This window comes from Sedimentitalea xiamensis (assembly GCF_030164465.1).
Lineage (GTDB): Bacteria > Pseudomonadota > Alphaproteobacteria > Rhodobacterales > Rhodobacteraceae > Sedimentitalea > Sedimentitalea xiamensis.
This window is the reverse complement of sequence record NZ_JASNJE010000005.1, coordinates 168890-186909: the sequence shown is the minus strand read 5'-3', so window position 1 is coordinate 186909 and position 18020 is coordinate 168890. Positions and strand designations below refer to the sequence as shown.

Sequence of the window (18020 nt, the reverse complement as noted above, 5' to 3'; positions counted from 1 at the left end):
TTCTCGAGGTGCAGCCAACGAGGATCTCGCTTGGCCTTTCGGCGGCATCTGAACAGACGCTTGCGCAGCGTCTTGGGAACAGCGCTCCAATGCGTGGAACAGATCCACTCGGCGAAGGGCTTTCCCGTCGTGCGCCGGCAACCGGGACAGAGACAGCGTAAACGGGTCATACCTGGTACCACCGCACCGCCCACCCGATGCCTGCGAGCGAATCCCAAAGCCGATCGCGCTGCGCTGCGTCGTCCGGCAGCTTGCCGAAGGCGGTATAGATCGCGCTGTCCTGCGCCGCGACCTTCGTGCCGAACCCGCGCCCGGCGCGGCTTTTCGGACCCGGTTCGCTCCACCGCCAAGGCATCAGCGCGCCTCCCGGTTCAGGATCTGGATCGTCCGCAGGGCGCGGTCGAGATGGTCGTTGATGCCGTAATGCGCCCAGCGCCGGCTGACCGACAGGTCGAACAGGCGCCTGTGCAGCCCGTGATAGGCGCGCCCGTCGACGCGTTCTTCGGCCATGAACGCCCGGATCATCCGCGCCGCGTCGTCGCAGGCGCGGTGGATGTTCTTGTCGCGCTTCTGCCAGAACACCGCCTGCGCGGCCATGTCGTTGGCGATCTCGGCGGGGGAGGCCATCACGCTTTTCCCTTCCGGGTCCGGCGGCGCTGCTTTCTGGCCGCCTTGACCTTGTTTCGTTTCTTGCCACTGGGTCGGCGTTCTTGTGTCACCGGCTTCACACGCACCGACGGGAAGCCACCAAACGCAGCGAAGAGAGCCGACAAGGGCGGAACTCGTCGGAGCATCAGCACGCCTCCCAATAGCCGTCGCGCAGCCAGCCGTGCCAGCGGCAGGGCATGCCGGTGTTGTGCACCGAAGGATGCAGCGTCGGATTGTCCAGATTGCCATTGAAAGCCCATTTCGATCCGGGCGAGCCGGAACCCTCAAACGCCATCCAGCTCTCGTTGCCGCAGCCGCAGGGGCAGAAGAACGCCATGCCGGCCGGCGCGCCCTCGGGTGTTGTCCGGCGCAGCAGGTAGCTGCCCGCTGTCCTGTCGGCACGGAAGGTATCGATATCGGAGTACCGGATCGCGCGGATCATGCCGACACCCCCAGGATGGCCGCCTTGATGCCTTCGACCGTCTCGCGCGTCAGGCCCAGCTGCTTGCTCTTCGCCTCGATGTCGGTTGCGGCGCTTTCCCGCGCCTCCTGCGCCACGCGCTCGCGCTCCTCCTTGCGCAGCTTCTCGCGGATGCCCGCGGACTGCATCAGGTCCTTCAGCATGCGCGACAGGGCGGCGAGCCCCTTGGGATCGAACTGCCCGTCATTCTCGCTGACCGTCTGCATCATCTGGAACGCGGCCGTGGCGATCATCTGCATCAGCACCTTGTGCATGTTGCTCTCGGCCTCGATGTCCATGTCCGCCAGCAGCGTCTCGGCCATGGCGAAGGCGTCGCGCTGATCCTTCAGCAGCTTTGAGAACTCGCCGACCGAGGTCTTGCCGATGCGGATCTCCAGCCCCTGCTCCTCGAGCCAGAAGTTCAGCTCCTCTGTCACTTCAAGGATGTCGGCGAACCCGCGCTCCTGCAGTGTGGCGGCCAGCCGCTGGCGCAGCTCCACGGGAATCAGGTCCAGCTTCTTGGGGGGCGGCATGGCTCAGCTCCCCGCGCGGGGGCGCTGGATGCCGGGGTGCTTCACGATGCCCTGCGCCACCTCGACCCCACGCGTGGTGGCCGTGACGATCATGAAATCGCCGCTGGTCTCGGTCTCGACCAGGCCCTGTTCCTTCATCCAGGTGATCTCGGTCACGACCTGGTCGCGGGTGTGGCTGATGCCGAGCCGGGGCAGGGCGCTCGCCAGAATCGAGACGTTCGAGGTATAGCGCGGCGCATCTTCGAGAACTCGCAGGATCGCGATGCGGGCATGCTCGCTGACAAGGGCGTTGTAATCGCTCATGGCGTACCTCTCAGGTGGTCCTCGTGGCGGCCCACGATGTTTTCGAGCCGGCTCTGGCTGTCGGCGACGGATTTCATGTTGACGCGCATCGCCTTCATGTCGCCGCCCATCTCGACCAGCAGCATTTCGAGCCGGTGGACCTCGTCCTTGGCCGGCATGGCGTCGACGGCGTGTTGCAGCCGCTGGATGTCCAGATCGTGCTGATCCATCCGCTTGGTCCCGGCGCGGAACCGCTCGTCGACATCCTGCCGGCGGGTGCGGAACCACGCGATGAACAGCGCCGCCACCGAGAACAGCAGCGGCATCGTCACGGTCCAGTCGAAGGTCAGGTTCACAGCGGGTCCCCCGCCGGCGGCAGCGCCTCGCTGAACCGCTCGAACGACTGCCCCACCGCGATAAGACAGGTCACGCCGCCAGCCGTGGTCGCGGCGATCGTCCAGCTGCCGGTCTCGGACGAGGCGAAGATCTCGACGATCACGCCGTCCTGGGCCAGGCCGATGCTCTGCCGGGTCTCGCCATAGACCTCCGCCAGCTGCTCCACGACGACGGCGCGCGGGGCGCAGTTTTCCGCGCCCTGCGCCGATGCTTCGACCACGCCCAGAAGCAGAAGCCCGATCAGGGCCATCAGGACACCCGCGCCCACCTTCACCCAGAACCGGCTCATGTCCGTCCTCCCTTCAGGCTGGCGATGATCTCGGTCTTTTCTCCCGACTTTTTCGTGCTGCCGAAAAAATAGTTGTTGACCTGTGTGGTCATCGTGCCGAGCGCCCCGACCATGATCAGCAGCACCTCGCCACCCCGTTCGGGCAGCCCGGAATGGAAGATCCACGCCAGCACGCCAAAGAAGCCGACGATGATCGTCAGCCCCAGCAGGGTCGGCGTCCAGTCCCGCATCTGGACCTGCCGCGCGCGGGCGCTGTCGCGGTCCATGGCCGCAACCCGTTCCAGTTCGACGCCGGCCTCCTTCATCTCGGCGGCAAACTTCGCCTCGATCTCCTTCAGCCTGACGAGGTCGGCGCCGGTCGCCCCGGCGATGGCCGCCTCGATCTCGTCCGGGCTTGCATCCGGCTTGCCAAGCAGCTGATCGGCGATCGCGCGCGTGGCGACACCGGCCAATGGCCCGCCCAGGGCGGTGGCCAGCGTCGGCGCGACCGTGGCGACGATATCGATGAATTTGCGCTTGCTTTTCATCTCGAATGCTCCTTTCGAAAGACCGGCACCGCATGCCTGCTCACGATCCAGCCCTCGTGCCCGCCGTAGCGGACGCAAAGCCATTCGTGGCCAGCGAATTCACCACGCCGCAGGACTGGCACGATGGTGTCGTGCGGGATGGCGGCGATGACGTTGGGATTGAAGCTGGGCCAGCGGCGCAGGTTCAGGCTGTCGCCCGGCGTCGTGATCCGGACGTGATCGTCCCGACCCGCCACGACTGACGCGTTCGCTTCGACGTCGCGCGGATCCTCGCGGCCAAAGATGATCGAGCGGACCTGCTCGAGCGGGAACAGCGGGTTGGGATCGGTTTTGCGCCCGGGCGACACGTACCAGTGCGTGGTGATGTCGCGCAGTGTCTGCACCCCGTTGAACAGCGCCTGAAGCAGGTCGATGACCGTGTCGATCTGCGCCCCGGTGTAGGGCATCCACAGCCCGTGGCCGTGCTCGGGTGTCGCGACCTCCTGAATGCCGCGCATGGAGATGGCGAACACTTCGCCATACCAGGTCTGCGCCTTGGCGTCGTTGTAGGGCATCATCCGGCCCGGGTTGACGATCTCGATCCCGATCGAGAAGTCGTTGCAGTTCTCCCGGCCGTGATAGCTGGACCTGCCCGCGTGATTGGCGCGGCGATTGACCGGCACCTGCTGAACGACGCTGCCGTCGTGCTCGATCACGAAATGCACCGACACCCCGCGGTCGTTGTCGCGCAAATAGCGCGCGGCCGAATCCGGCGTCAGCCCCGAGGCGGTGTCGTGCAGGATGACGATTTGAGGCGTGATTTCCCCGCCGATCCAGCGCGCCGCCTGAAACGGCATCCCCGCCACCAGCCCGTTTTCGATAGCCATGTTTGTCACCCGACAGTTTTCCGGGACAGCATCGCCGCGAACGCGGGGGCAAAAACACCCGCAACCACTTGCGGGGGCGTTTCGGTCAGAACAGGGAGAGCTGGTCGGGGTCCGGACCGGCGGCAGTGTCGGTGCCGGGCTGGCTGAGCCATTTGCGCACGGTCACGTCCGTCGTGCGCATTCTGCGGGCGATCTCGGCGTGTGACAAGCCCTTTGATTTCAGGACACCCGCGATCCACTGGTTTGCCAGCGGAACCCTACGCTGCAGGCGGTCCGAAACCCGCGCCAGCGCCTCGGCCTTTTCGCGCCCGACCAGCTGCGCCACCCGGCTGCGCGACTTGGGCGACACGGCGAGGTAGATCTCTGCGCCGCCGAACTCCAGCAGGAACGCGACCGTCAGATCCTGCCCGAGGACATCGACATAGGGCGCCACCTGCGCGGTGGGTTTCGTGGTGGGGGTCAAGTCAGGCATGATGCGGCCCTCCCGTTGACAGGAGGCCGGGTGTCGCCGGATCTGTCAAATTGTCAGCAGAGGCCATTTCGGCTATACTGAGGTCAAAGGAGTAATTGGTATGAAGTTCATTTTGATCACCGGAGCATTCACGCTCGCAGCCGCCACCGCGCATGCCGAGATCACGCAGCAGAACCTGCTGAACACGGGATGCGGTGCACTCAAGACCTTTTTTGGCGAGCCCGCTCTTTTCACCGGGATGGCGCAGACTTTCTACACCGGATATATGGCGGGTATCTCCGCCATCGGTCTCTCCGAAACGTCCATCATGATCGAGTATTCCAAGAAGTGTAACGAGAATCCCGATCTCACGGTCGCGAGAGCCATGAGCGCTGCCATCGCGAACGCCATCAACGTCACCCAATAGGATCAGCTCACTCATCGCGCTCACCCCCCGGCCGTCCGAACCTGTCGGTCTGGTTGCCCCAGACGTCGTGGCCCTCCCACGGTTCGCGGGCGAATATTTCGCAGAAATGTGCGCGCGGCAGCAGCCGATCGATCATCTCGCGCATCTGGGGCGGTTTGCGGGAATGCTCACGGATCAGCGCCTCGATCTTGTCCGGACAGTCCAGCACGTTGCGTTCGGCGCGGGATGCCTGTTGGGGGCGGCCGATCTTGCCGATCAGATAGGGTTCGCAGGCCGACCGCTGGACGTACCCGGTTCCGAAGCTCAAATTCCAGTTCTTCGTGCGCTTGATCCAGGAACCACCCGTCACGTAGGCAAATCCCCACATGTCCATGACATACATCGCGTCCGCCAGGTGCGGCCAGGTCGACCACAGGAACAGGTAGCAATCCGGTCCGGCCAGATTGCCGACCGGCAGCGCCGCGATATCCTCGATCGACATCGTGGCATAATGCGCCTCGGGCGACTTCTCGTATCCCTTTTCCGAGCGCATGGCATAGGCCCAGGGCGGATCCGCCAGAATCGCGCCGTACTTCATCGGGGTCAGGGTATCGAAGGGCCAGTCACTCATCGCGCTCACCCCCCGGCCGGCGGCAGCCGATCCCGTGCAGCGGGCGGTTCTGGGCGATCACCGTGGTGACGACGCCGCCGGCGATCTTGTAGGAAAATCCGGCAACCACCACGCCGCAGGCGCCGGGATGGTCCAGATGCAGGTCCACCGCCCGGCCGATCTCGCGGCGCACCGCCTCGATGTCCATGCCCTTGACGCGCTCCAGATAGCGCAGAACGGCGTGATCGGTGACCTGGGCGATGGGCTTTTTCATCTGCGGTGGTCCTCCCAGTCGAAGTCGATCCCGGCCCGCTCGCCCCAGGCCTTCAACGCCTGGATGACCTGGTCGATCTTCTCGTGCTCGCGCAGCATGTCGATATCGGCGGGGACGGTGCCCCAGTTCTTCTCGAACCGGCTGCGGATGAAGGCGTTGAGCCCGCCCCGGCCGGGCCGCTCCAGCTCCCCCGCGTCGCCCAGCTTGCGCCAGAGCACATGCACCAATCGCAGATCCGCGCGCGGGGCGCTGACATGGCCTTTGCGGCCCTTCAATTCGGGCTTGAAACCGTTCTCCTTCAGCCGGTTCAGGACGGCCTTCAGCTCGGCCTCGGACATGTCCGACATGCTCTCCTTGCCGGTCACCGCCAGCTGCAGCGCGCGCCGATCCTCCTGATCCATCGCCAGCGCCCGGCAGCCGACATGAATGAGACGTTGCGTCTGGCGGGTCATCGGCATCTCCTCAGTGCATCGTCGGGCCGTAGAGCCGCTGCGTCAGCGCCTCCACCACCTGGTCCATCTCGCGGTCGACCCGCGCGCTTTCCGCATCGACCGCCTCAAGGACCTGTTCCTCCGGCACGCCCGCCTGTCGCGCCAGCCGCATCAGGACCGCCGTTCCGTGCATCAGAAGGCTGTGCGAATAGGCCAGCCTGTTGACATGCGCATCGACCACCCGCTGCAGGTTGGCCAGAAACATCTCTTCGTTCATTCTTCGTCTCCGTTTCCATGCTCCGGTAGATGCCGGGTCGCTGTCATGATCCGCTGCCGGTCCTCGGGCAGCAGCGCGGCCAGCATCCGCGCCAGTTCGACCAGGGCCTGTTCGACGCGGACGAGCCGCTGCTCATAGCCCCGGCCGCGCTCAGCCATCGCGCATCATCTTGGACAGCCCGTCCTGCAGCGCCTGCTGTCGCCGCTCGCACACGGCCACGCTGCGCCCGGTGTCGCGCGCGAACGCCTCGATCTCGGCGCGATCCATGTTGATCAGCAGGTCATCTTCATCCCCGCTGAATCCGCGCGCCGCGCCGACGCCGCCCGAAACCGGACTGTCCTCGGTGTCACTCCCAGACCTTTCCGGGGTCCCGCTCAGCCATGGTATCCAGTCATCGCGCTCAGCCATCGCGCATCAGCCGGGCGGCGCCTTCCTGCAGCGCCTTCTGGCGCCGCTCGCACACGGCCACGCTGCGCCCGGTGTCGCGCGCGAATGCCTCGATCTCGGCGCGATCCATGTTGATCAGCAGGTCGTCTTCATCCCCGCTGAAGCCGCGCGCCGCGCCACGCGCCAGCACCGCGCCGACGCCGCCCGAAACCGGGCTGTCCTCGGCCTCGCTCCCAGACCTTTCAGGAGGCGGCGCCTGCTCAGGAGGCGGCGCCTGCGTATCTGGTTTCTTGCGCGTGCCGTTGGAAATGCAGCCGGCCCATTTCGCGCGCAGCGATGCGAAGGGCAGTGCCATATCCGTCGCCACCGCCATCAGCTTCTCCCCGGCCTCCAGCCGGTCGAGCGCCGCCTCCCAGTCGGAGTCCGGACGATCCTCTGCCGCCGGCACCGGAACGGGTGCCGGCCCCGTTTCCGGTTTCGGTTCGGCATCGACGGGCGTGAAGTTCGATGGAACAACCACCTCTGTCCAGTCCAACGCCGTGACCGCCGGAAAGTCGGTGAACTGATGCGGCTCATATGCCACGGGCGTCACCATCGGCCGCGCGAAGGCCGGCGTCTCCTGCGCGCGCTCTGACGTCCCGACCTCAAGCGCGTCGGCGAACAGCTCGGCATGCTCGCGGCAAACGAACGTTCCGAGCACCATCGGCTCGTATCTGACGACGTCGTGACGGCCGTTGTCGTTGATGCGGATCTCGATTGTCATAGTTCCTCCCCCTCTCTTTCGCGCTCATCCGCGCGCTCCACTTCCTCGTCCATGGCCTCCTTGACGCTGGCGATCCCGCGCTCGATGTCCTCGAAGAGCATGTCGATCGAACCGGATACGATGCCTTCTTCGAACATTCCGGCAGAGTCTGTCAGGAGATCGAACGCGCGGTTCCGCAACGCCTTCAATTTGCGGTTGACCCGCGCCCTGGCTTCGCGCTCCGATCTCGGATAAGCGGGCAGCTTGTATCTGGCCATCGTCACGCCTTCGCCATGTCGATGGTGACGTTCTCCCAGGCGCTGTTCTGGGTGTCGCGGCGATAGAAGCGCATGTAGGTGCGGCTCCCCACCACCCGCATCGCCGCGCGGATCGCGTCCATCGCTTTCTTCCAGCGCGCGTCGTCGATCTCGAGCCTGAGCAGCATGAAGATCTCGGACCGGTTGATCTGACCTTCCTTGTCGGTATTGAAGGCGCGCGTCACGATGGCGCGCAGCTCGGGGCGCGCATCCGCCGCCCATTCGGTCAGGCATTCGTCGACCAGCCCCTTGGCGATCTGCAGCTGGCTGCCGAAATCGATGTAATCGGCCACCTGCACCTGCACCTTCAGCAGGCCGTCATGGCTCATCAGCGTCTTGTTGCCCTTGGCCCCTCCGACGGTCAGCTCGTATTCCTGCGCGAGGATCGCCTCGAACGCGCCCACATCCTCGAACGCGTGCCCCTTGAACCGGCTGACCTGCTCGGACAGCGCGACGGCATAGCCCATGATCTTGCGCACGGTCTCGTCCTCGAGAAGGTTCTCCGCCCGGATCAGCTCGACCGGAATCAGCCCGCCCCTGCCATCGCCCATGTAAGTCCGGCCATTGACGACGATCCGGCCGTCCGGGATCGGGGCAGGGGTGAAGTCACTGTGTTCGGGCATCTTTGCCTCCTGTTGATTTCTGGATGAACGGGCAGACTTCGAATTCGCAGTCCGCACTCCAGCTTGGGTTTGTCATGTGGGTGCAGGCATCGCCGTTGCCGATCCTGAAGGGGCAGCGGCGCTGTATGCGGGTCCACCTGTCGGCCAGGTTCCGCGCCAGGAATGCCGTCTCCGAAACATCCAGCATGACTTCCGTCATTCCGGCCACCGCCTCGAGTACGGCGGTGCGCAATGCCGGCAGAGTATCGGCCACAACGTGAATGGGCGGGGTTTCAGACACAGCCCGGAACCCGCCGTACTCGGCCTTCTCGATCTCGATTTTCATGAGGGCACCTCGCTATCCGTTGAGCTGGTCGCGCAAAATGACGACCTCATCGTATGCGGCAGCCTGGGCGGCGGCCTTCATCTGGGATTCGAAAGCCGTCATCATGACGTGCGGAATGGCGGCGATCATCGCTGTCCTGACCTGGGCGCGAAAACCGTCATCCTCCATGACCGAGATGGTTATCTTCTCCGCCAACCTGCTGGCAGCTTCCTCGGCGACTGATCGTGCGGCATCCACAACGGGACTGTCAGCCTCGTCGTAACCGCCATAAGATTTCGGGACGCGCCTCGGCTGAAATAGGCCCTCTTTGATTGCGCGCTCGACCAGTTCGGTGATCGCGTCTTCATCGCCGACGAGCTTCATCAGGTGATCGCTTTTCAGGGTTTGCACGATACGCTCTTCGAGCGTCATCTTGGCCTGGTTCGTCATGCCTTCCTCCTCGTTGTGAACTTCGGGGTTTCGTTTACGCCGTCCGGAGCGCCCGGCGGCGGCAGCAGGCCGGAAACAGCCAGCAGCCCGGCCATCGCGGCGATCTCGTCCATCGAACACAGCGTCGTGCCGCGCGGGCCGAGCAGGTCGACCTTGGCGACACCGCTGGCCGCCAGGCGCAGCAGGTCTTCGCGGGTCCAGCGTTCATCCTGCATTTGCGCCCCCATCATCCAGAACGGCGTCGATCATGTTCTCCTCGGCGACGACGGCGATGATCCGCCCGGCCAGATCGAACATGTCGGTCTGGCGCGCCTGCGCATGCGGTGCGAGCAGATCGAGCACATGGGTCGGGATAAAGAGCCTGCGCGACCGGCCCACCGACGTTTTCCGGCTGAACGGCGGAATGTCCTCTCCGCGCGACCGCGCCCGGGATATGGAATTGTAGACCTGGTCCGGTGTCATCCCCAGGCGCGCGGCAATGTCGCCGGGCCGCAGCCGGCACCGCGCCAGTTTCAGGACCGAATCATGATCGATCATGCCGCGTCCTCCTCGGCCACGGCCCGGTTGCGCGGGCAGGCGCGGCAGGCGCGGAACATGCGCACCGCCATCGGGCTGACCGAACCCAGCGCCACCGACCGGTCGCGCCAGTCAAGACAGGCGGCGCTGCCGATCTCGCCAAGCGCCGGGCAGGCGATCTGCCCGCCCATGTAGATGGCGCGCACCCGGTCCTCGATCCGGTCGAGATTGCCGGGGTACGCTTTCCGCAACAGCTGGCTGACCACGCCGCCGGTGTATCCCAGCCGCTTCGCCACCCGGTTCTGCGAGGCCCCCGGCGCGTCGCAGGCAACGACCAGCGCCCTGATCCAGTCGGGCACATCCGCGCCCCAGTATTCGCGGGCGATTTCCATCCGATCCATCACAGCCGCTCCCCTTTCGCATAGACGATCCGGTCCTCGTTTCCGTCGATCACCACCGGCAGGCGCTTTTCGACGGGCGGCAGCGGCCCGGTGTCCCGGATCAGCCGGTAGTGCGCCGGGCGCACCTTGCCCGCCTTGCGCAGCACCTGAAGGTATCCGGCGCGGACCAGCAGCGTGCTGTAGGTCTGGATACGCCTGGGATCGACATCCGCCTCGGCGCCGATCAGCGCCGCCTCGATGTCCGGCGGGGTGAATTCCCTCATGATCCGGATCGTCCGCCAGATGGCCCCCTCGGGGCTGGCCCGCTGCCCGGCGGTCATCTCGACCAGGTCCGCCGCCTCGTGCACCGTGTAGATCGTCCGCCGCCCTTCGCGCCCGCAGGAGCGCAGCACGCCCTCGGCGACCAGCTGGCCCAGATAGACATTGATGGAGTTGTTGCTGCCCGGACAGGCCTGCCGCACATCCTCGCGAGTCACGTGCATATGCGAGACCAGGAACGCCCAGACTTCCTTCTGAAGCGCGTTGGCTGGAGGTGTCTTCGGTTCACGCATCATGCGATCCCCCGGCGCGGTGCGGGCGCCTCGCCCCGCAGGAACGGGGCGTCACCCCAGGCATCCAGCGTCATCCGCTTGCTCCCCTGCATCAGGCTCTGCTCATTGACATGGGCGAGGTCGGTGCTGATCCGCCGGGCATTGCCCTTGTTGACCGTGACGATCCGCTCGAGCAGGGCGTCATCGATGACGATGTCCCGCGCATAGACCCGCGCGAGCATCTGGGCGTCCCGCAGGTCGGCGGGCTCGGCCCCCACCCAGGCCAGCATGCGCCCGTCGACCAGCTCCCATTTGCTCAGCTTCTGGGGCAGCATCTCCATGCCGATCAGGATCACCGGCATCGAGCTTCCGTCGTGAAAATCCCGGATGATCTCGATCAGCCCGCGCGCCACCGCGTAGTCCGCCTCGTCGATGATCAGGGGGCGCCCGGACAGCGCCAGCCCCTCGTTCACCTGCATCATCATGTCGGCCATGGTCGGGCGCGGCACGATCGACAGCTCGTTCAGGATCGAGGTCAGGAGCGTCTTCTTGGTCCAGAGCTTCTGGACCGGGATGTGGATCGCATCGAGCGCGGCGGCCGCGTGGCAGGCCGCGTAGGTCTTCCCGAAGCCCGGCGGGCCGTAGAACGTCGCCATGCCGGGCAGGCCGAATCCGCGCTTCTGGACGCGCTTGATCAGCGTCACGAGCGCCGCGACGTTTCTCAGGGGTTGGATGCTGTTGCCCAGGGCCATGTGCTGTGTCATAATCACTCCTGTTACTGCTCTTGCCGCCACCGATGGGTCCGAAGCCTGGTGGCGGCATTTGTTTTCGGGATCAGCCGATCCCGTCCTTCCCAAAGCTCTCCTGCATCTGCAAAAGACCCTGGTATTCCGCTGTCTCCATGTAGCCGGCCACCCAGGTGGCCTCCTCCCGGCCGATGGGCTGCCCCGCCTCCGACCTCGCGACGATGGCCTGCGCGCGGCGGAACCTGTCCGCCGGACGCTCGGCCGCGGCCGGGGCGTTCGTGGGGTTCGGCAGGGACACGATCATCGCCTCCCGCGCCGCCTCGACCTCGGCGTCCTTCCGGGGCTCATATCCGGGGCGCTGCATCGGCAGGCCGGAGGGCCGCTTCCCGAAGGTGGGCGACACCACCTTCGCCTCGATGCGCGCGGGCGTATCCGGCGCCAGCCTGTCCAGATCGCGCGCGATCTGTTCGACCGGAACCGTGCGATGCGCCTCCAGCAGCTTCTTCTCGGCCTGCCGGATACGGCTGCGGCGCCGCGCCTCTTCCCGCGCGGCCGTGATGTCGAAGAAGCCGCGCTTCTGGCGGCATTCCGCGAAACCGAGATAGGCGCCGTCCACCCCGTAGACATGGACCCCGGCATGCAGATCCTCCGGATCGAACCGGGCGATCACCTTCTGCCCCGCCTGCTGGCTCATCCAGTCGCTGTAATAGTGGTTGCCATAAAGCCGCAGCTGCCCGTTGTCGCGATGCAGGTGCCCGGCATGCTGGCCCATCATCCAGAGCCGGCGCTGTTCCTCGGTGGCCTTTCGGATCGGCGCGGCCTCGTAGCTCTCGGCGAAGGTCGCATCGAAGGACCGGCCCTTCGCCGTATGGCTCAGGCGGCCGTCCCGCGCGTTGTGCTCGGCGATCCCTTCTTCCAGGACCTTGATGAACGTCTCGGCCGGGATCGCGCGGCTGCCGTAATTCTCGGGCTTGGCATCCGGCCGGTTGCCCACATAGGCCCCGGCAAAGCGCGCGTCCTTGGCGATGTCGCTTGCGATGTCCCGGAACGCCCGCTCGATCGGCTTGGCCTGCCCATGCGCGGGAGTCGCCCAATGCACCTGCACGCCGAGAAGCGGCAGCACCCCCAGCGGATCGTCCTCGCGCACCTTGAAGCGGAACCGGGTCGGCGTGCCTGCCGTCATCCACTTGTTGGCGAATTCGCGCCCGTTGTCGAAGAGACAGTGGCGCGGGATGCCCCAGGTCTCGACCAGCTCTCCCCACGCCGCCATGACCATGACCTTGTTCGGATCGTGATCGACCCGCCAGGACAGGATCTTGCCGGAATAAAGGTCCTGGAAGGCGACGATCTGCGGCCGATTGATGGTGCCATCTGGCCAGCTCACGAACACATCGATCTTGTGACAGTCGGCGTTCACACCTTCCATCGCCACCATGCCCGACCGGTCGCGGATCTGCGCCGGGAAACAGCGCAAAAGACCCTTCTCACCCTCCCGCGCGAACACCCGCGTCACGCGCGGCACCTCGGCCTCCAGCCGGCGGAACGCCGTGCGCTCCTTCAGGACCTCCCAGCCCTCCGCGACGGCCTGTCGGCAGGCATTGCGGTAACACTGCCGGAAGGTCGGTTGCTCGAGCCGCAGATAAATGCTCTTGAGATACTCCATGAAGGCCCGCGTGCAGCTGGCCCGCGCGGGCTGGCGGCGGGTCAGCCGGTTGCGCGGCGCGAGATAGGCCAGCCAGTCCTCTTCGGCCACGCCCTCGACCATCTGCGCCCAGTTATAGACCGTGCGCCCGCTCACCCCGCATTGCCGCGCCGCCTCGCTCATCGCGTCGAGATGCGTGCAGCCCGATTGATGCAGCCGCGCGGCCATCTGCAGGGCTGTGACCCGTTCGCGCGCCTTCTCCTTGGCCGCATCCGGCAGGGCGTCGAATTCCGCCCAGGCACTGCCCCGATCGCGCACTTCTTCCATAGTCTCCGCCGCCTCGGCCAGCAGCTTGCGCTGCGCCGTGACGGACAACACCGACCAGTGATATTCCCAGCCGCCGCCGCGCCCAGGCTTCCTGCGTGCGCAGCCCGGCGTCCTGCGCCAGTTCAACCGTTCGGCCAGCAGGTTGATGCCGCGCTTGCTGCCGGGCAGGTCGGGCAGCCGCGCTGCCGCCAGCTCGTCAGGCGTCCACCAGAGTTTGTGCGGTTCGAGTCTGGCCATGGCTCAGCCCTCCCCGGAGAGGCGCGCGCGGCGCTCCAGTTCGGCCCGTGCCGCGTCTGCGGGCGCCATGGCCTGACGCTCTTTCCACGCCTCCGACAGGATGGGGTGCAGTTCGGCGTGATAGTCCCGGACGAACCGCCTCTGCGCCTCTTTCGGGGCGCGCTGCCAGGCATCGCGAAGGCGTTTGAACGCGTCTTGAATCGGGTCTTTCACAGCCGCGCCCGGCGCGCTCTTGCGCTTCATGACCTCCTTGGCGGATTTCGCCGCGCCTTCGGACAGCGCCTCGACGATGTCGTAGCGGTCGACCGGGTTGCCGACCTTGGCGATGACCTGCAGATCGGCGAGGCTCACCTTGCGCGGCGCCCGGCGCAGCCTGCCGATCTCATCCGGGCCGAGCGCCGATCCGGCGGCGACCAGGCGGAAAACCATCCGTTCAGATACGCCCATTTTCGCAGCGGCGGTGGCGGCAAAGCTGCTAACTGACAGATCGTCAGTTAGGAGACCATGCCGCGCCATGTTTCCTATTGCTCCGCGTTTGGCCTGCGGAAACGCCCGCCCATAGACCTCTTTCCGACGCGCCAGGAACACCGACAGCTCCAGCGTATCAAGCTCCGCATGCGCCAGGTTGTCGTCGATCTCAAACAGCAGCGCCATGTCGTCGGTGCAGTCCCACACCTTGGCCGGGATCGTCGCGTGGCCCAGCTGGCGATAGACCTCGATCCGGTGCCCGCCCGCCATCAGGCGCAACCGCCCGGTCTTCTTGATCCGGCGGACATGGATCTCAGACTGCAGGCCCATCGTCTCGATGGACGCCTTCAGGCTCGCGACCGCCTTGTCGGTGACCGGCCGCAGCCGGTTCATGCAGTCGATCTCGTCTATGGGAATGTCTGTCCGTTCAATCAGTCTTGGAGGGCGCATGGGGATGCTCCGGTGATTTCAGAAGGGTGTAATAAAACCGCACTTGCCCGTCTTCGCGGGCCTGGCGGCAGGCGATCTCCGCGCCATTGGCGCGCAACTCGGCGATGACCGAATTCACCGCGCAGATCCGTGCCCGGCGCGAAAGATCGAAGGTGCTGATCTCTCCCTGCGCGGCCTGCAAGGCGCGCAGGGCGCGGCGCAGGCGGGGACTTCTGGACAGGCGCGCGTAATGCATCAGATCCGCCCGGCGTTCTGCCGCAGCAGGGCCGCGGCGCGCTCAAGATCGATGATCGACGCCCGCGCCAGATGGCAGACCATCTGCGCGGCGGTGTCGGACGCGTCATACATGCCATCGAGCGATTTCAGCTCGGCATCCGCCGGCAGGCCGTCGCCGCCGTTGATCAGATCGCCATACCGGTTCGCGGCGACCAGCAGGCTCTGGTAGGTCGCGATCGCGTCGACCAGCGACTCGATCCGCTCGGCTGGTGTCAGGCTCTGGTGGTCTGGCGCCGGGGCAGGAGGCTGGGGCAGGGCGTTCATTGAATGGCTCCTCCGATGAAAAGCAGGATGAAAAGGGTGCCGAACAGGCTGGCGCAGGCGATGATCTCGCCGGCCCAGAATCCCACGGCGCGCACCCAAGATGGGGTCCGGAACCGGCCTTCTCCGTGCCGGCTGCCGGACCCCCGCGCCGCGAGTGGTGCGCCGGTATGAAAAAGCGCGGACGGCGCATCCCCGCCACCGTCCGCGCAGGTGCCCGAAGCGGCGCGGCTTCTGGCGCGCTCGGTTTCGGGTTGCAGAAATTCCGTGCCCATGCTCATGCGGCATCCCCCGCTCTCTCCTTGAGGCGCGGTATGCTGGCGGGCCATTCAAGGTCTTCGGGCCAGTTCCGGTCGAACCAGAACATGACGCGGAACCAGGCGTCGACGTTGCACTGCTTGCGTCGCCCTTTGATGAAGTTGTCGAAGAAATCGCCTTTGCCGAAGATCCGCATGGAGATTGCCCAATGGGTCACGCCCTCATGCGCGGCCTGCGCCTTCGCGAGTTTGACCAAAATGTCTATGTTTCTGCTCATGCTTGTGATATAGCCCAATTGAGCCACGGCTGTAAAGCCCAATTTGGCTACTATTGATTGGTTTAGCCCATTAGGGCTATTGCTTATTTGATGAATGATATTTTGAAGGCGATTCAGGATGCCCTCCAGGAGAAGGGCGTTACTGCGGCCGAAGCTTCTCGGGCGGCAGTCGGTAACGCGTCGCTGATCAAGAATATGCTCAACGCGCGCGGCGAGAGGCCTCGTTACAGCTATCAGAACCTTGAAAAACTGGCCGAGGTGCTTGATCTGGAAATCTACTTCGGCCCCAAGCGAATAGCTGCGCCAGTGGATCGCCTGGCTATCGATCCTGACCGCCGCTTGCCGCATCACGGCATGGCGCACTGCGGAACCAACGGCTGGGCCGATGACCTGGTCGAACGCGAGGATCTGCCAAGACCGGCCTGGATCGACGACGACACGGCCTTCTGGGTCTCTGCCCAGGGAACCTCGATGCAGCCCGAGGGCATCCGGTCAGGCGATTTCTGCGTTGTCTCTCCGGGTCGCCGCCCGCAGGCCGGGGACCGCGTCTGGGTCCGGGAGGCAACGGCGGAGCGCCGCGTGGCGATCAAGCGCCTCATAGAGCTGGACCAGTCCAGCGCCACCCTGCGCGGCTGGCTGCCGCCGGAGAACGGCACACAGTCCGACTTTCTCGAAACCCGCCCGCTGGCGGCCATCGATGCGATGCATCCGGTGATCGGCGTCTATCGCGGCCGCCTCGGCAAGTCCGGCGTCGATGTCCGGTTCATTCCGGACTCAAGAGACGGGCAGGGCGCGGGCGCCGATGAAATGCATGTCCTTCAGCTGACCGGCGACCAGGGCGAACTGCCGGATCGGTGGCGCGTCCCGACGGCCCTCGGCTTCCCGAAATCGTGGTTCCGCCGGCGTCATCTGTCGCCCGACGATCTCGCCCTGGTCGCCGTGACCGATGACAGGCTGGCGCCGATGATCCCGCAATGGTCCGTCGCCGTGATCGACACCTCCGTCACGGCACCTCGGGGCCGCGATCTGCTCGCCCTGCGCATCGACGGCAGACCGGTTGTCCGCTGGGCTCAGGCGGCGCGCGATGGCTCCTGGATCCTCAGCGGCGCCGATCCGTCCGAACCCGTCGACCTGATCCCGCCATCGCGACAGGCGACCGCCGCGATCATGGGTCGGGTGATCTGGTCGGGTAAGGGCCTCTAGTTCTGGACCGCTCCCCAATCGAACTGCGACAGTCGCGTCAGCGCCCGCGCAACGTCACGACTGATGTCGTCGCACATTGCTTTGAACTGCTCGTTGCCTGAGAGGCTGAATAGCTGGTAGCCATCGATCACGGTAACCGCAGCCTTCGACACAAGCGTCACGCGTTTTCCATCGAACAATTCCACTTCGTTTTCGTCCGACTCGGTCAGCATGGATACCCTGTTTCCGCTGCCGTCTAGGATGAATGGAATGACCGCGGTTAAGGTGCCGAGATCGCAGTACAGTATCTCTATTTGGCGCGACGCGATTTTCGCGACGAGCTCGTTTTTCGTCCCGTTCAGCGCGCCATGAAGTTCCTCGAGCTCGGCGCTCGCTTTCTCCAGCTCCTCCATCTGAAACTGAACCTGTTCGCTTGAAACGAACTTGTTGTTCACGACAAGAAAGGTCCCGTCCAGGGACTGGTGCAGGCAGTCCAACGCACGCAGTTGCAGCGCGCGCTCCGAAGGAGCTTGGAATATGCGGATGGACTGGGCCATGATCATTGCAGTGTTCTTGTCGCCAACCTCCAGCGCCTCGTGACATTCATCTATGCGATCGGCAACGGCCGGTGCAGCCGCCCCGACATTCAGCGCAAGCACCGCTGCCAGGAAACCCCTAAAACCCATATCATCCTCCTAAGCAAAACCCTGTCATTCTAACACGCGCGGATTCGATCCGTCATGGCGGTTTTCCCTACCCTGATCAGGCCGAAACCGCAAAAATCGCTTCCCAGTTCGACCGCCCTTTCGCGACCAGTCCGAAATTGGCAAGTTGTTGTAATCACGCATCGAATCCCATTCTGGGAACTGCGCCACCAAAGAAGGAACGCCAGTTCCCAGTTCCGCGCCCGGTTCTGCCGCGAAAATCCCGGCATTCTGGCCGTTCTGCTTTACGATTATCCTTTATTCAACGGCACTTGCGCGACCGCGAAGGGTTTGAAAGGATCTATGTCACAAAATCCGCCGAGACGCCCTGAAATGGCCGTCTAATGCCGAATTGAAAGACAAGACATCAGTGCGTCAAATGTTGCCCGTGGCGCGGTCCAGCGCCTTATTTACAAGGCTCCCGTCCGCGCACTTCCGGCATCATCGACCGTCTTCCGGTTACTGAAAGAAT

The 18020-nt window shown here is 65.1% G+C and carries 35 protein-coding genes; 2 read left to right on the top strand and 33 right to left on the bottom strand.

Translation table 11 applies throughout. The annotated features are described in order from the left end of the window. Nucleotides 1-166: 166 nt before the first annotated feature. The 10 genes from QO034_RS06490 to QO034_RS06445 all read right to left on the bottom strand — a co-directional run bounded on the left by QO034_RS06490 (nucleotide 167) and on the right by QO034_RS06445 (nucleotide 4473). Nucleotides 167-355 (bottom strand): hypothetical protein, encoded by a 189-nt coding sequence (locus QO034_RS06490; RefSeq protein WP_284484689.1) that lies wholly within the window; start codon nucleotides 353-355, stop codon nucleotides 167-169. Further along, nucleotides 355-627 carry a hypothetical protein gene (locus QO034_RS06485; RefSeq protein ID WP_284484688.1) on the bottom strand — a complete coding sequence of 91 codons (273 nt, stop codon included), beginning with the start codon at nucleotides 625-627 and terminating at the stop codon, nucleotides 355-357. The genes QO034_RS06490 and QO034_RS06485 overlap by 1 nt, the downstream gene beginning before the upstream one ends. A gap of 166 nt (nucleotides 628-793) precedes the next feature. Continuing rightward, a complete protein-coding gene (locus QO034_RS06480; RefSeq protein WP_284484687.1) occupies nucleotides 794-1090 on the bottom strand; it encodes a DUF6527 family protein in 297 nt (98 codons plus the stop codon). Further along, nucleotides 1087-1641 carry a phage protein Gp27 family protein gene (locus QO034_RS06475; protein WP_284484686.1) on the bottom strand — a complete coding sequence of 185 codons (555 nt, stop codon included), beginning with the start codon at nucleotides 1639-1641 and terminating at the stop codon, nucleotides 1087-1089. Before QO034_RS06475 ends, QO034_RS06480 begins: the two co-directional genes overlap by 4 nt. A 3-nt stretch (nucleotides 1642-1644) precedes the next feature. Further along, the gene (locus tag QO034_RS06470; protein WP_284484685.1) at nucleotides 1645-1944 is read right to left on the bottom strand and encodes a VpaChn25_0724 family phage protein; all 300 of its coding nucleotides are present in this window, start codon (nucleotides 1942-1944) and stop codon (nucleotides 1645-1647) included. After that, on the bottom strand, nucleotides 1941-2279 hold the full coding sequence (locus tag QO034_RS06465; protein ID WP_284484684.1) for a DUF2730 family protein: 339 nt from the start codon (nucleotides 2277-2279) through the stop codon (nucleotides 1941-1943). The genes QO034_RS06470 and QO034_RS06465 overlap by 4 nt, the downstream gene beginning before the upstream one ends. Beyond that, on the bottom strand, nucleotides 2276-2608 hold the full coding sequence (locus tag QO034_RS06460; protein WP_284484683.1) for a hypothetical protein: 333 nt from the start codon (nucleotides 2606-2608) through the stop codon (nucleotides 2276-2278). The genes QO034_RS06465 and QO034_RS06460 overlap by 4 nt, the downstream gene beginning before the upstream one ends. Beyond that, the gene (locus QO034_RS06455) at nucleotides 2605-3135 is read right to left on the bottom strand and encodes a hypothetical protein (protein ID WP_284484682.1); all 531 of its coding nucleotides are present in this window, start codon (nucleotides 3133-3135) and stop codon (nucleotides 2605-2607) included. The genes QO034_RS06460 and QO034_RS06455 overlap by 4 nt, the downstream gene beginning before the upstream one ends. Continuing rightward, a complete protein-coding gene (locus tag QO034_RS06450) occupies nucleotides 3132-4001 on the bottom strand; it encodes an N-acetylmuramoyl-L-alanine amidase (RefSeq protein WP_284484681.1) in 870 nt (289 codons plus the stop codon). The genes QO034_RS06455 and QO034_RS06450 overlap by 4 nt, the downstream gene beginning before the upstream one ends. Before the next feature lie 85 nt (nucleotides 4002-4086). After that, nucleotides 4087-4473 (bottom strand): helix-turn-helix domain-containing protein, encoded by a 387-nt coding sequence (locus tag QO034_RS06445; protein ID WP_284484680.1) that lies wholly within the window; start codon nucleotides 4471-4473, stop codon nucleotides 4087-4089. A 100-nt stretch (nucleotides 4474-4573) separates the two neighbouring features. Here QO034_RS06445 and QO034_RS06440 point away from each other — a divergent pair, with 100 nt between their 5' ends. Then, the gene (locus QO034_RS06440; protein WP_284484679.1) at nucleotides 4574-4879 is read left to right on the top strand and encodes a hypothetical protein; all 306 of its coding nucleotides are present in this window, start codon (nucleotides 4574-4576) and stop codon (nucleotides 4877-4879) included. Nucleotides 4880-4886: 7 nt separating this feature from the next. On the opposite strand, the gene QO034_RS06435 is transcribed toward QO034_RS06440, so the two are convergent. From QO034_RS06435 to QO034_RS06330, 22 genes are all read right to left on the bottom strand, one after another. After that, entirely contained in the window at nucleotides 4887-5489 is a 603-nt protein-coding gene (locus QO034_RS06435) for an MT-A70 family methyltransferase (RefSeq protein ID WP_284484678.1), read from the bottom strand. Beyond that, on the bottom strand, nucleotides 5482-5742 hold the full coding sequence (locus QO034_RS06430) for a hypothetical protein (protein WP_284484677.1): 261 nt from the start codon (nucleotides 5740-5742) through the stop codon (nucleotides 5482-5484). Before QO034_RS06430 ends, QO034_RS06435 begins: the two co-directional genes overlap by 8 nt. Continuing rightward, a complete protein-coding gene (locus QO034_RS06425) occupies nucleotides 5739-6194 on the bottom strand; it encodes a gp16 family protein (RefSeq protein ID WP_284484676.1) in 456 nt (151 codons plus the stop codon). Before QO034_RS06425 ends, QO034_RS06430 begins: the two co-directional genes overlap by 4 nt. A gap of 10 nt (nucleotides 6195-6204) precedes the next feature. Further along, nucleotides 6205-6450: a hypothetical protein gene (locus tag QO034_RS06420; protein ID WP_284484675.1), complete on the bottom strand. Its 246-nt coding sequence runs from the start codon at nucleotides 6448-6450 to the stop codon at nucleotides 6205-6207. Next, the gene (locus tag QO034_RS06415) at nucleotides 6447-6608 is read right to left on the bottom strand and encodes a hypothetical protein (RefSeq protein WP_284484674.1); all 162 of its coding nucleotides are present in this window, start codon (nucleotides 6606-6608) and stop codon (nucleotides 6447-6449) included. Before QO034_RS06415 ends, QO034_RS06420 begins: the two co-directional genes overlap by 4 nt. Beyond that, the gene (locus tag QO034_RS06410; RefSeq protein WP_284484673.1) at nucleotides 6601-6858 is read right to left on the bottom strand and encodes a hypothetical protein; all 258 of its coding nucleotides are present in this window, start codon (nucleotides 6856-6858) and stop codon (nucleotides 6601-6603) included. The genes QO034_RS06415 and QO034_RS06410 overlap by 8 nt, the downstream gene beginning before the upstream one ends. Next, nucleotides 6851-7600 carry a hypothetical protein gene (locus QO034_RS06405; protein ID WP_284484672.1) on the bottom strand — a complete coding sequence of 250 codons (750 nt, stop codon included), beginning with the start codon at nucleotides 7598-7600 and terminating at the stop codon, nucleotides 6851-6853. Before QO034_RS06405 ends, QO034_RS06410 begins: the two co-directional genes overlap by 8 nt. Beyond that, nucleotides 7597-7857: a hypothetical protein gene (locus QO034_RS06400; protein WP_284484671.1), complete on the bottom strand. Its 261-nt coding sequence runs from the start codon at nucleotides 7855-7857 to the stop codon at nucleotides 7597-7599. Before QO034_RS06400 ends, QO034_RS06405 begins: the two co-directional genes overlap by 4 nt. A gap of 2 nt (nucleotides 7858-7859) precedes the next feature. Further along, nucleotides 7860-8519, bottom strand: coding sequence for a DUF3164 family protein (locus QO034_RS06395; RefSeq protein ID WP_284484670.1), 660 nt, complete (start codon nucleotides 8517-8519; stop codon nucleotides 7860-7862). Further along, nucleotides 8503-8844, bottom strand: coding sequence for a hypothetical protein (locus tag QO034_RS06390; RefSeq protein WP_284484669.1), 342 nt, complete (start codon nucleotides 8842-8844; stop codon nucleotides 8503-8505). The genes QO034_RS06395 and QO034_RS06390 overlap by 17 nt, the downstream gene beginning before the upstream one ends. Before the next feature lie 12 nt (nucleotides 8845-8856). Continuing rightward, nucleotides 8857-9273, bottom strand: coding sequence for a hypothetical protein (locus QO034_RS06385; RefSeq protein ID WP_284484668.1), 417 nt, complete (start codon nucleotides 9271-9273; stop codon nucleotides 8857-8859). Continuing rightward, nucleotides 9270-9488 (bottom strand): hypothetical protein, encoded by a 219-nt coding sequence (locus QO034_RS06380; protein ID WP_284484667.1) that lies wholly within the window; start codon nucleotides 9486-9488, stop codon nucleotides 9270-9272. Before QO034_RS06380 ends, QO034_RS06385 begins: the two co-directional genes overlap by 4 nt. Next, nucleotides 9478-9810 carry a hypothetical protein gene (locus tag QO034_RS06375; protein ID WP_284484666.1) on the bottom strand — a complete coding sequence of 111 codons (333 nt, stop codon included), beginning with the start codon at nucleotides 9808-9810 and terminating at the stop codon, nucleotides 9478-9480. The genes QO034_RS06380 and QO034_RS06375 overlap by 11 nt, the downstream gene beginning before the upstream one ends. After that, nucleotides 9807-10190, bottom strand: coding sequence for a hypothetical protein (locus QO034_RS06370; protein ID WP_284484665.1), 384 nt, complete (start codon nucleotides 10188-10190; stop codon nucleotides 9807-9809). The genes QO034_RS06375 and QO034_RS06370 overlap by 4 nt, the downstream gene beginning before the upstream one ends. Beyond that, entirely contained in the window at nucleotides 10190-10744 is a 555-nt protein-coding gene (locus tag QO034_RS06365; RefSeq protein ID WP_284484664.1) for a hypothetical protein, read from the bottom strand. The genes QO034_RS06370 and QO034_RS06365 overlap by 1 nt, the downstream gene beginning before the upstream one ends. Next, nucleotides 10741-11484, bottom strand: coding sequence for an AAA family ATPase (locus QO034_RS06360; RefSeq protein ID WP_284484663.1), 744 nt, complete (start codon nucleotides 11482-11484; stop codon nucleotides 10741-10743). Before QO034_RS06360 ends, QO034_RS06365 begins: the two co-directional genes overlap by 4 nt. Nucleotides 11485-11554: 70 nt before the next feature. After that, nucleotides 11555-13672: a transposase domain-containing protein gene (locus tag QO034_RS06355; protein ID WP_284484662.1), complete on the bottom strand. Its 2118-nt coding sequence runs from the start codon at nucleotides 13670-13672 to the stop codon at nucleotides 11555-11557. Between the two features lie 3 nt (nucleotides 13673-13675). Continuing rightward, nucleotides 13676-14590, bottom strand: coding sequence for a ParB/RepB/Spo0J family partition protein (locus QO034_RS06350; protein WP_284484661.1), 915 nt, complete (start codon nucleotides 14588-14590; stop codon nucleotides 13676-13678). Further along, the gene (locus QO034_RS06345) at nucleotides 14568-14825 is read right to left on the bottom strand and encodes a helix-turn-helix domain-containing protein (RefSeq protein ID WP_284484660.1); all 258 of its coding nucleotides are present in this window, start codon (nucleotides 14823-14825) and stop codon (nucleotides 14568-14570) included. The genes QO034_RS06350 and QO034_RS06345 overlap by 23 nt, the downstream gene beginning before the upstream one ends. Then, a complete protein-coding gene (locus QO034_RS06340) occupies nucleotides 14825-15130 on the bottom strand; it encodes a hypothetical protein (protein ID WP_284484659.1) in 306 nt (101 codons plus the stop codon). Before QO034_RS06340 ends, QO034_RS06345 begins: the two co-directional genes overlap by 1 nt. Further along, nucleotides 15127-15408 (bottom strand): hypothetical protein, encoded by a 282-nt coding sequence (locus QO034_RS06335; protein ID WP_284484658.1) that lies wholly within the window; start codon nucleotides 15406-15408, stop codon nucleotides 15127-15129. The genes QO034_RS06340 and QO034_RS06335 overlap by 4 nt, the downstream gene beginning before the upstream one ends. Further along, entirely contained in the window at nucleotides 15405-16025 is a 621-nt protein-coding gene (locus QO034_RS06330; protein WP_284484657.1) for a hypothetical protein, read from the bottom strand. The genes QO034_RS06335 and QO034_RS06330 overlap by 4 nt, the downstream gene beginning before the upstream one ends. Here QO034_RS06330 and QO034_RS06325 point away from each other — a divergent pair. Then, entirely contained in the window at nucleotides 16017-16865 is an 849-nt protein-coding gene (locus tag QO034_RS06325) for a S24 family peptidase (protein ID WP_284484656.1), read from the top strand. The two genes, QO034_RS06330 and QO034_RS06325, sit on opposite strands and share 9 nt — an antisense overlap. On the opposite strand, the gene QO034_RS06320 is transcribed toward QO034_RS06325, so the two are convergent. Next, entirely contained in the window at nucleotides 16862-17530 is a 669-nt protein-coding gene (locus QO034_RS06320) for a hypothetical protein (protein WP_284484655.1), read from the bottom strand. The genes QO034_RS06325 and QO034_RS06320 overlap by 4 nt on opposite strands. Nucleotides 17531-18020: the final 490 nt, after the last annotated feature.

Bases quoted from the DNA above. Each gene is read 5' to 3' on its own strand.
- QO034_RS06490 (WP_284484689.1), bottom strand. From the start codon at position 355: ATGCCTTGGCGGTGGAGCGAACCGGGTCCGAAAAGCCGCGCCGGGCGC.
- QO034_RS06485 (WP_284484688.1), bottom strand. From the start codon at position 627: ATGGCCTCCCCCGCCGAGATCGCCAACGACATGGCCGCGCAGGCGGTG.
- QO034_RS06480 (WP_284484687.1), bottom strand. From the start codon at position 1,090: ATGATCCGCGCGATCCGGTACTCCGATATCGATACCTTCCGTGCCGAC.
- QO034_RS06475 (WP_284484686.1), bottom strand. From the start codon at position 1,641: ATGCCGCCCCCCAAGAAGCTGGACCTGATTCCCGTGGAGCTGCGCCAG.
- QO034_RS06470 (WP_284484685.1), bottom strand. From the start codon at position 1,944: ATGAGCGATTACAACGCCCTTGTCAGCGAGCATGCCCGCATCGCGATC.
- QO034_RS06460 (WP_284484683.1), bottom strand. From the start codon at position 2,608: ATGAGCCGGTTCTGGGTGAAGGTGGGCGCGGGTGTCCTGATGGCCCTG.
- QO034_RS06455 (WP_284484682.1), bottom strand. From the start codon at position 3,135: ATGAAAAGCAAGCGCAAATTCATCGATATCGTCGCCACGGTCGCGCCG.
- QO034_RS06450 (WP_284484681.1), bottom strand. From the start codon at position 4,001: ATGGCTATCGAAAACGGGCTGGTGGCGGGGATGCCGTTTCAGGCGGCG.
- QO034_RS06445 (WP_284484680.1), bottom strand. From the start codon at position 4,473: ATGCCTGACTTGACCCCCACCACGAAACCCACCGCGCAGGTGGCGCCC.
- QO034_RS06440 (WP_284484679.1), top strand. From the start codon at position 4,574: ATGAAGTTCATTTTGATCACCGGAGCATTCACGCTCGCAGCCGCCACC.
- QO034_RS06435 (WP_284484678.1), bottom strand. From the start codon at position 5,489: ATGAGTGACTGGCCCTTCGATACCCTGACCCCGATGAAGTACGGCGCG.
- QO034_RS06430 (WP_284484677.1), bottom strand. From the start codon at position 5,742: ATGAAAAAGCCCATCGCCCAGGTCACCGATCACGCCGTTCTGCGCTAT.
- QO034_RS06425 (WP_284484676.1), bottom strand. From the start codon at position 6,194: ATGACCCGCCAGACGCAACGTCTCATTCATGTCGGCTGCCGGGCGCTG.
- QO034_RS06420 (WP_284484675.1), bottom strand. From the start codon at position 6,450: ATGAACGAAGAGATGTTTCTGGCCAACCTGCAGCGGGTGGTCGATGCG.
- QO034_RS06415 (WP_284484674.1), bottom strand. From the start codon at position 6,608: ATGGCTGAGCGCGGCCGGGGCTATGAGCAGCGGCTCGTCCGCGTCGAA.
- QO034_RS06410 (WP_284484673.1), bottom strand. From the start codon at position 6,858: ATGGCTGAGCGCGATGACTGGATACCATGGCTGAGCGGGACCCCGGAA.
- QO034_RS06405 (WP_284484672.1), bottom strand. From the start codon at position 7,600: ATGACAATCGAGATCCGCATCAACGACAACGGCCGTCACGACGTCGTC.
- QO034_RS06400 (WP_284484671.1), bottom strand. From the start codon at position 7,857: ATGGCCAGATACAAGCTGCCCGCTTATCCGAGATCGGAGCGCGAAGCC.
- QO034_RS06395 (WP_284484670.1), bottom strand. From the start codon at position 8,519: ATGCCCGAACACAGTGACTTCACCCCTGCCCCGATCCCGGACGGCCGG.
- QO034_RS06390 (WP_284484669.1), bottom strand. From the start codon at position 8,844: ATGAAAATCGAGATCGAGAAGGCCGAGTACGGCGGGTTCCGGGCTGTG.
- QO034_RS06385 (WP_284484668.1), bottom strand. From the start codon at position 9,273: ATGACGAACCAGGCCAAGATGACGCTCGAAGAGCGTATCGTGCAAACC.
- QO034_RS06380 (WP_284484667.1), bottom strand. From the start codon at position 9,488: ATGCAGGATGAACGCTGGACCCGCGAAGACCTGCTGCGCCTGGCGGCC.
- QO034_RS06375 (WP_284484666.1), bottom strand. From the start codon at position 9,810: ATGATCGATCATGATTCGGTCCTGAAACTGGCGCGGTGCCGGCTGCGG.
- QO034_RS06370 (WP_284484665.1), bottom strand. From the start codon at position 10,190: ATGGATCGGATGGAAATCGCCCGCGAATACTGGGGCGCGGATGTGCCC.
- QO034_RS06365 (WP_284484664.1), bottom strand. From the start codon at position 10,744: ATGATGCGTGAACCGAAGACACCTCCAGCCAACGCGCTTCAGAAGGAA.
- QO034_RS06360 (WP_284484663.1), bottom strand. From the start codon at position 11,484: ATGACACAGCACATGGCCCTGGGCAACAGCATCCAACCCCTGAGAAAC.
- QO034_RS06355 (WP_284484662.1), bottom strand. From the start codon at position 13,672: ATGGCCAGACTCGAACCGCACAAACTCTGGTGGACGCCTGACGAGCTG.
- QO034_RS06350 (WP_284484661.1), bottom strand. From the start codon at position 14,590: ATGCGCCCTCCAAGACTGATTGAACGGACAGACATTCCCATAGACGAG.
- QO034_RS06345 (WP_284484660.1), bottom strand. From the start codon at position 14,825: ATGCATTACGCGCGCCTGTCCAGAAGTCCCCGCCTGCGCCGCGCCCTG.
- QO034_RS06340 (WP_284484659.1), bottom strand. From the start codon at position 15,130: ATGAACGCCCTGCCCCAGCCTCCTGCCCCGGCGCCAGACCACCAGAGC.
- QO034_RS06335 (WP_284484658.1), bottom strand. From the start codon at position 15,408: ATGAGCATGGGCACGGAATTTCTGCAACCCGAAACCGAGCGCGCCAGA.
- QO034_RS06325 (WP_284484656.1), top strand. From the start codon at position 16,017: ATGGCGCACTGCGGAACCAACGGCTGGGCCGATGACCTGGTCGAACGC.
- QO034_RS06320 (WP_284484655.1), bottom strand. From the start codon at position 17,530: ATGGGTTTTAGGGGTTTCCTGGCAGCGGTGCTTGCGCTGAATGTCGGG.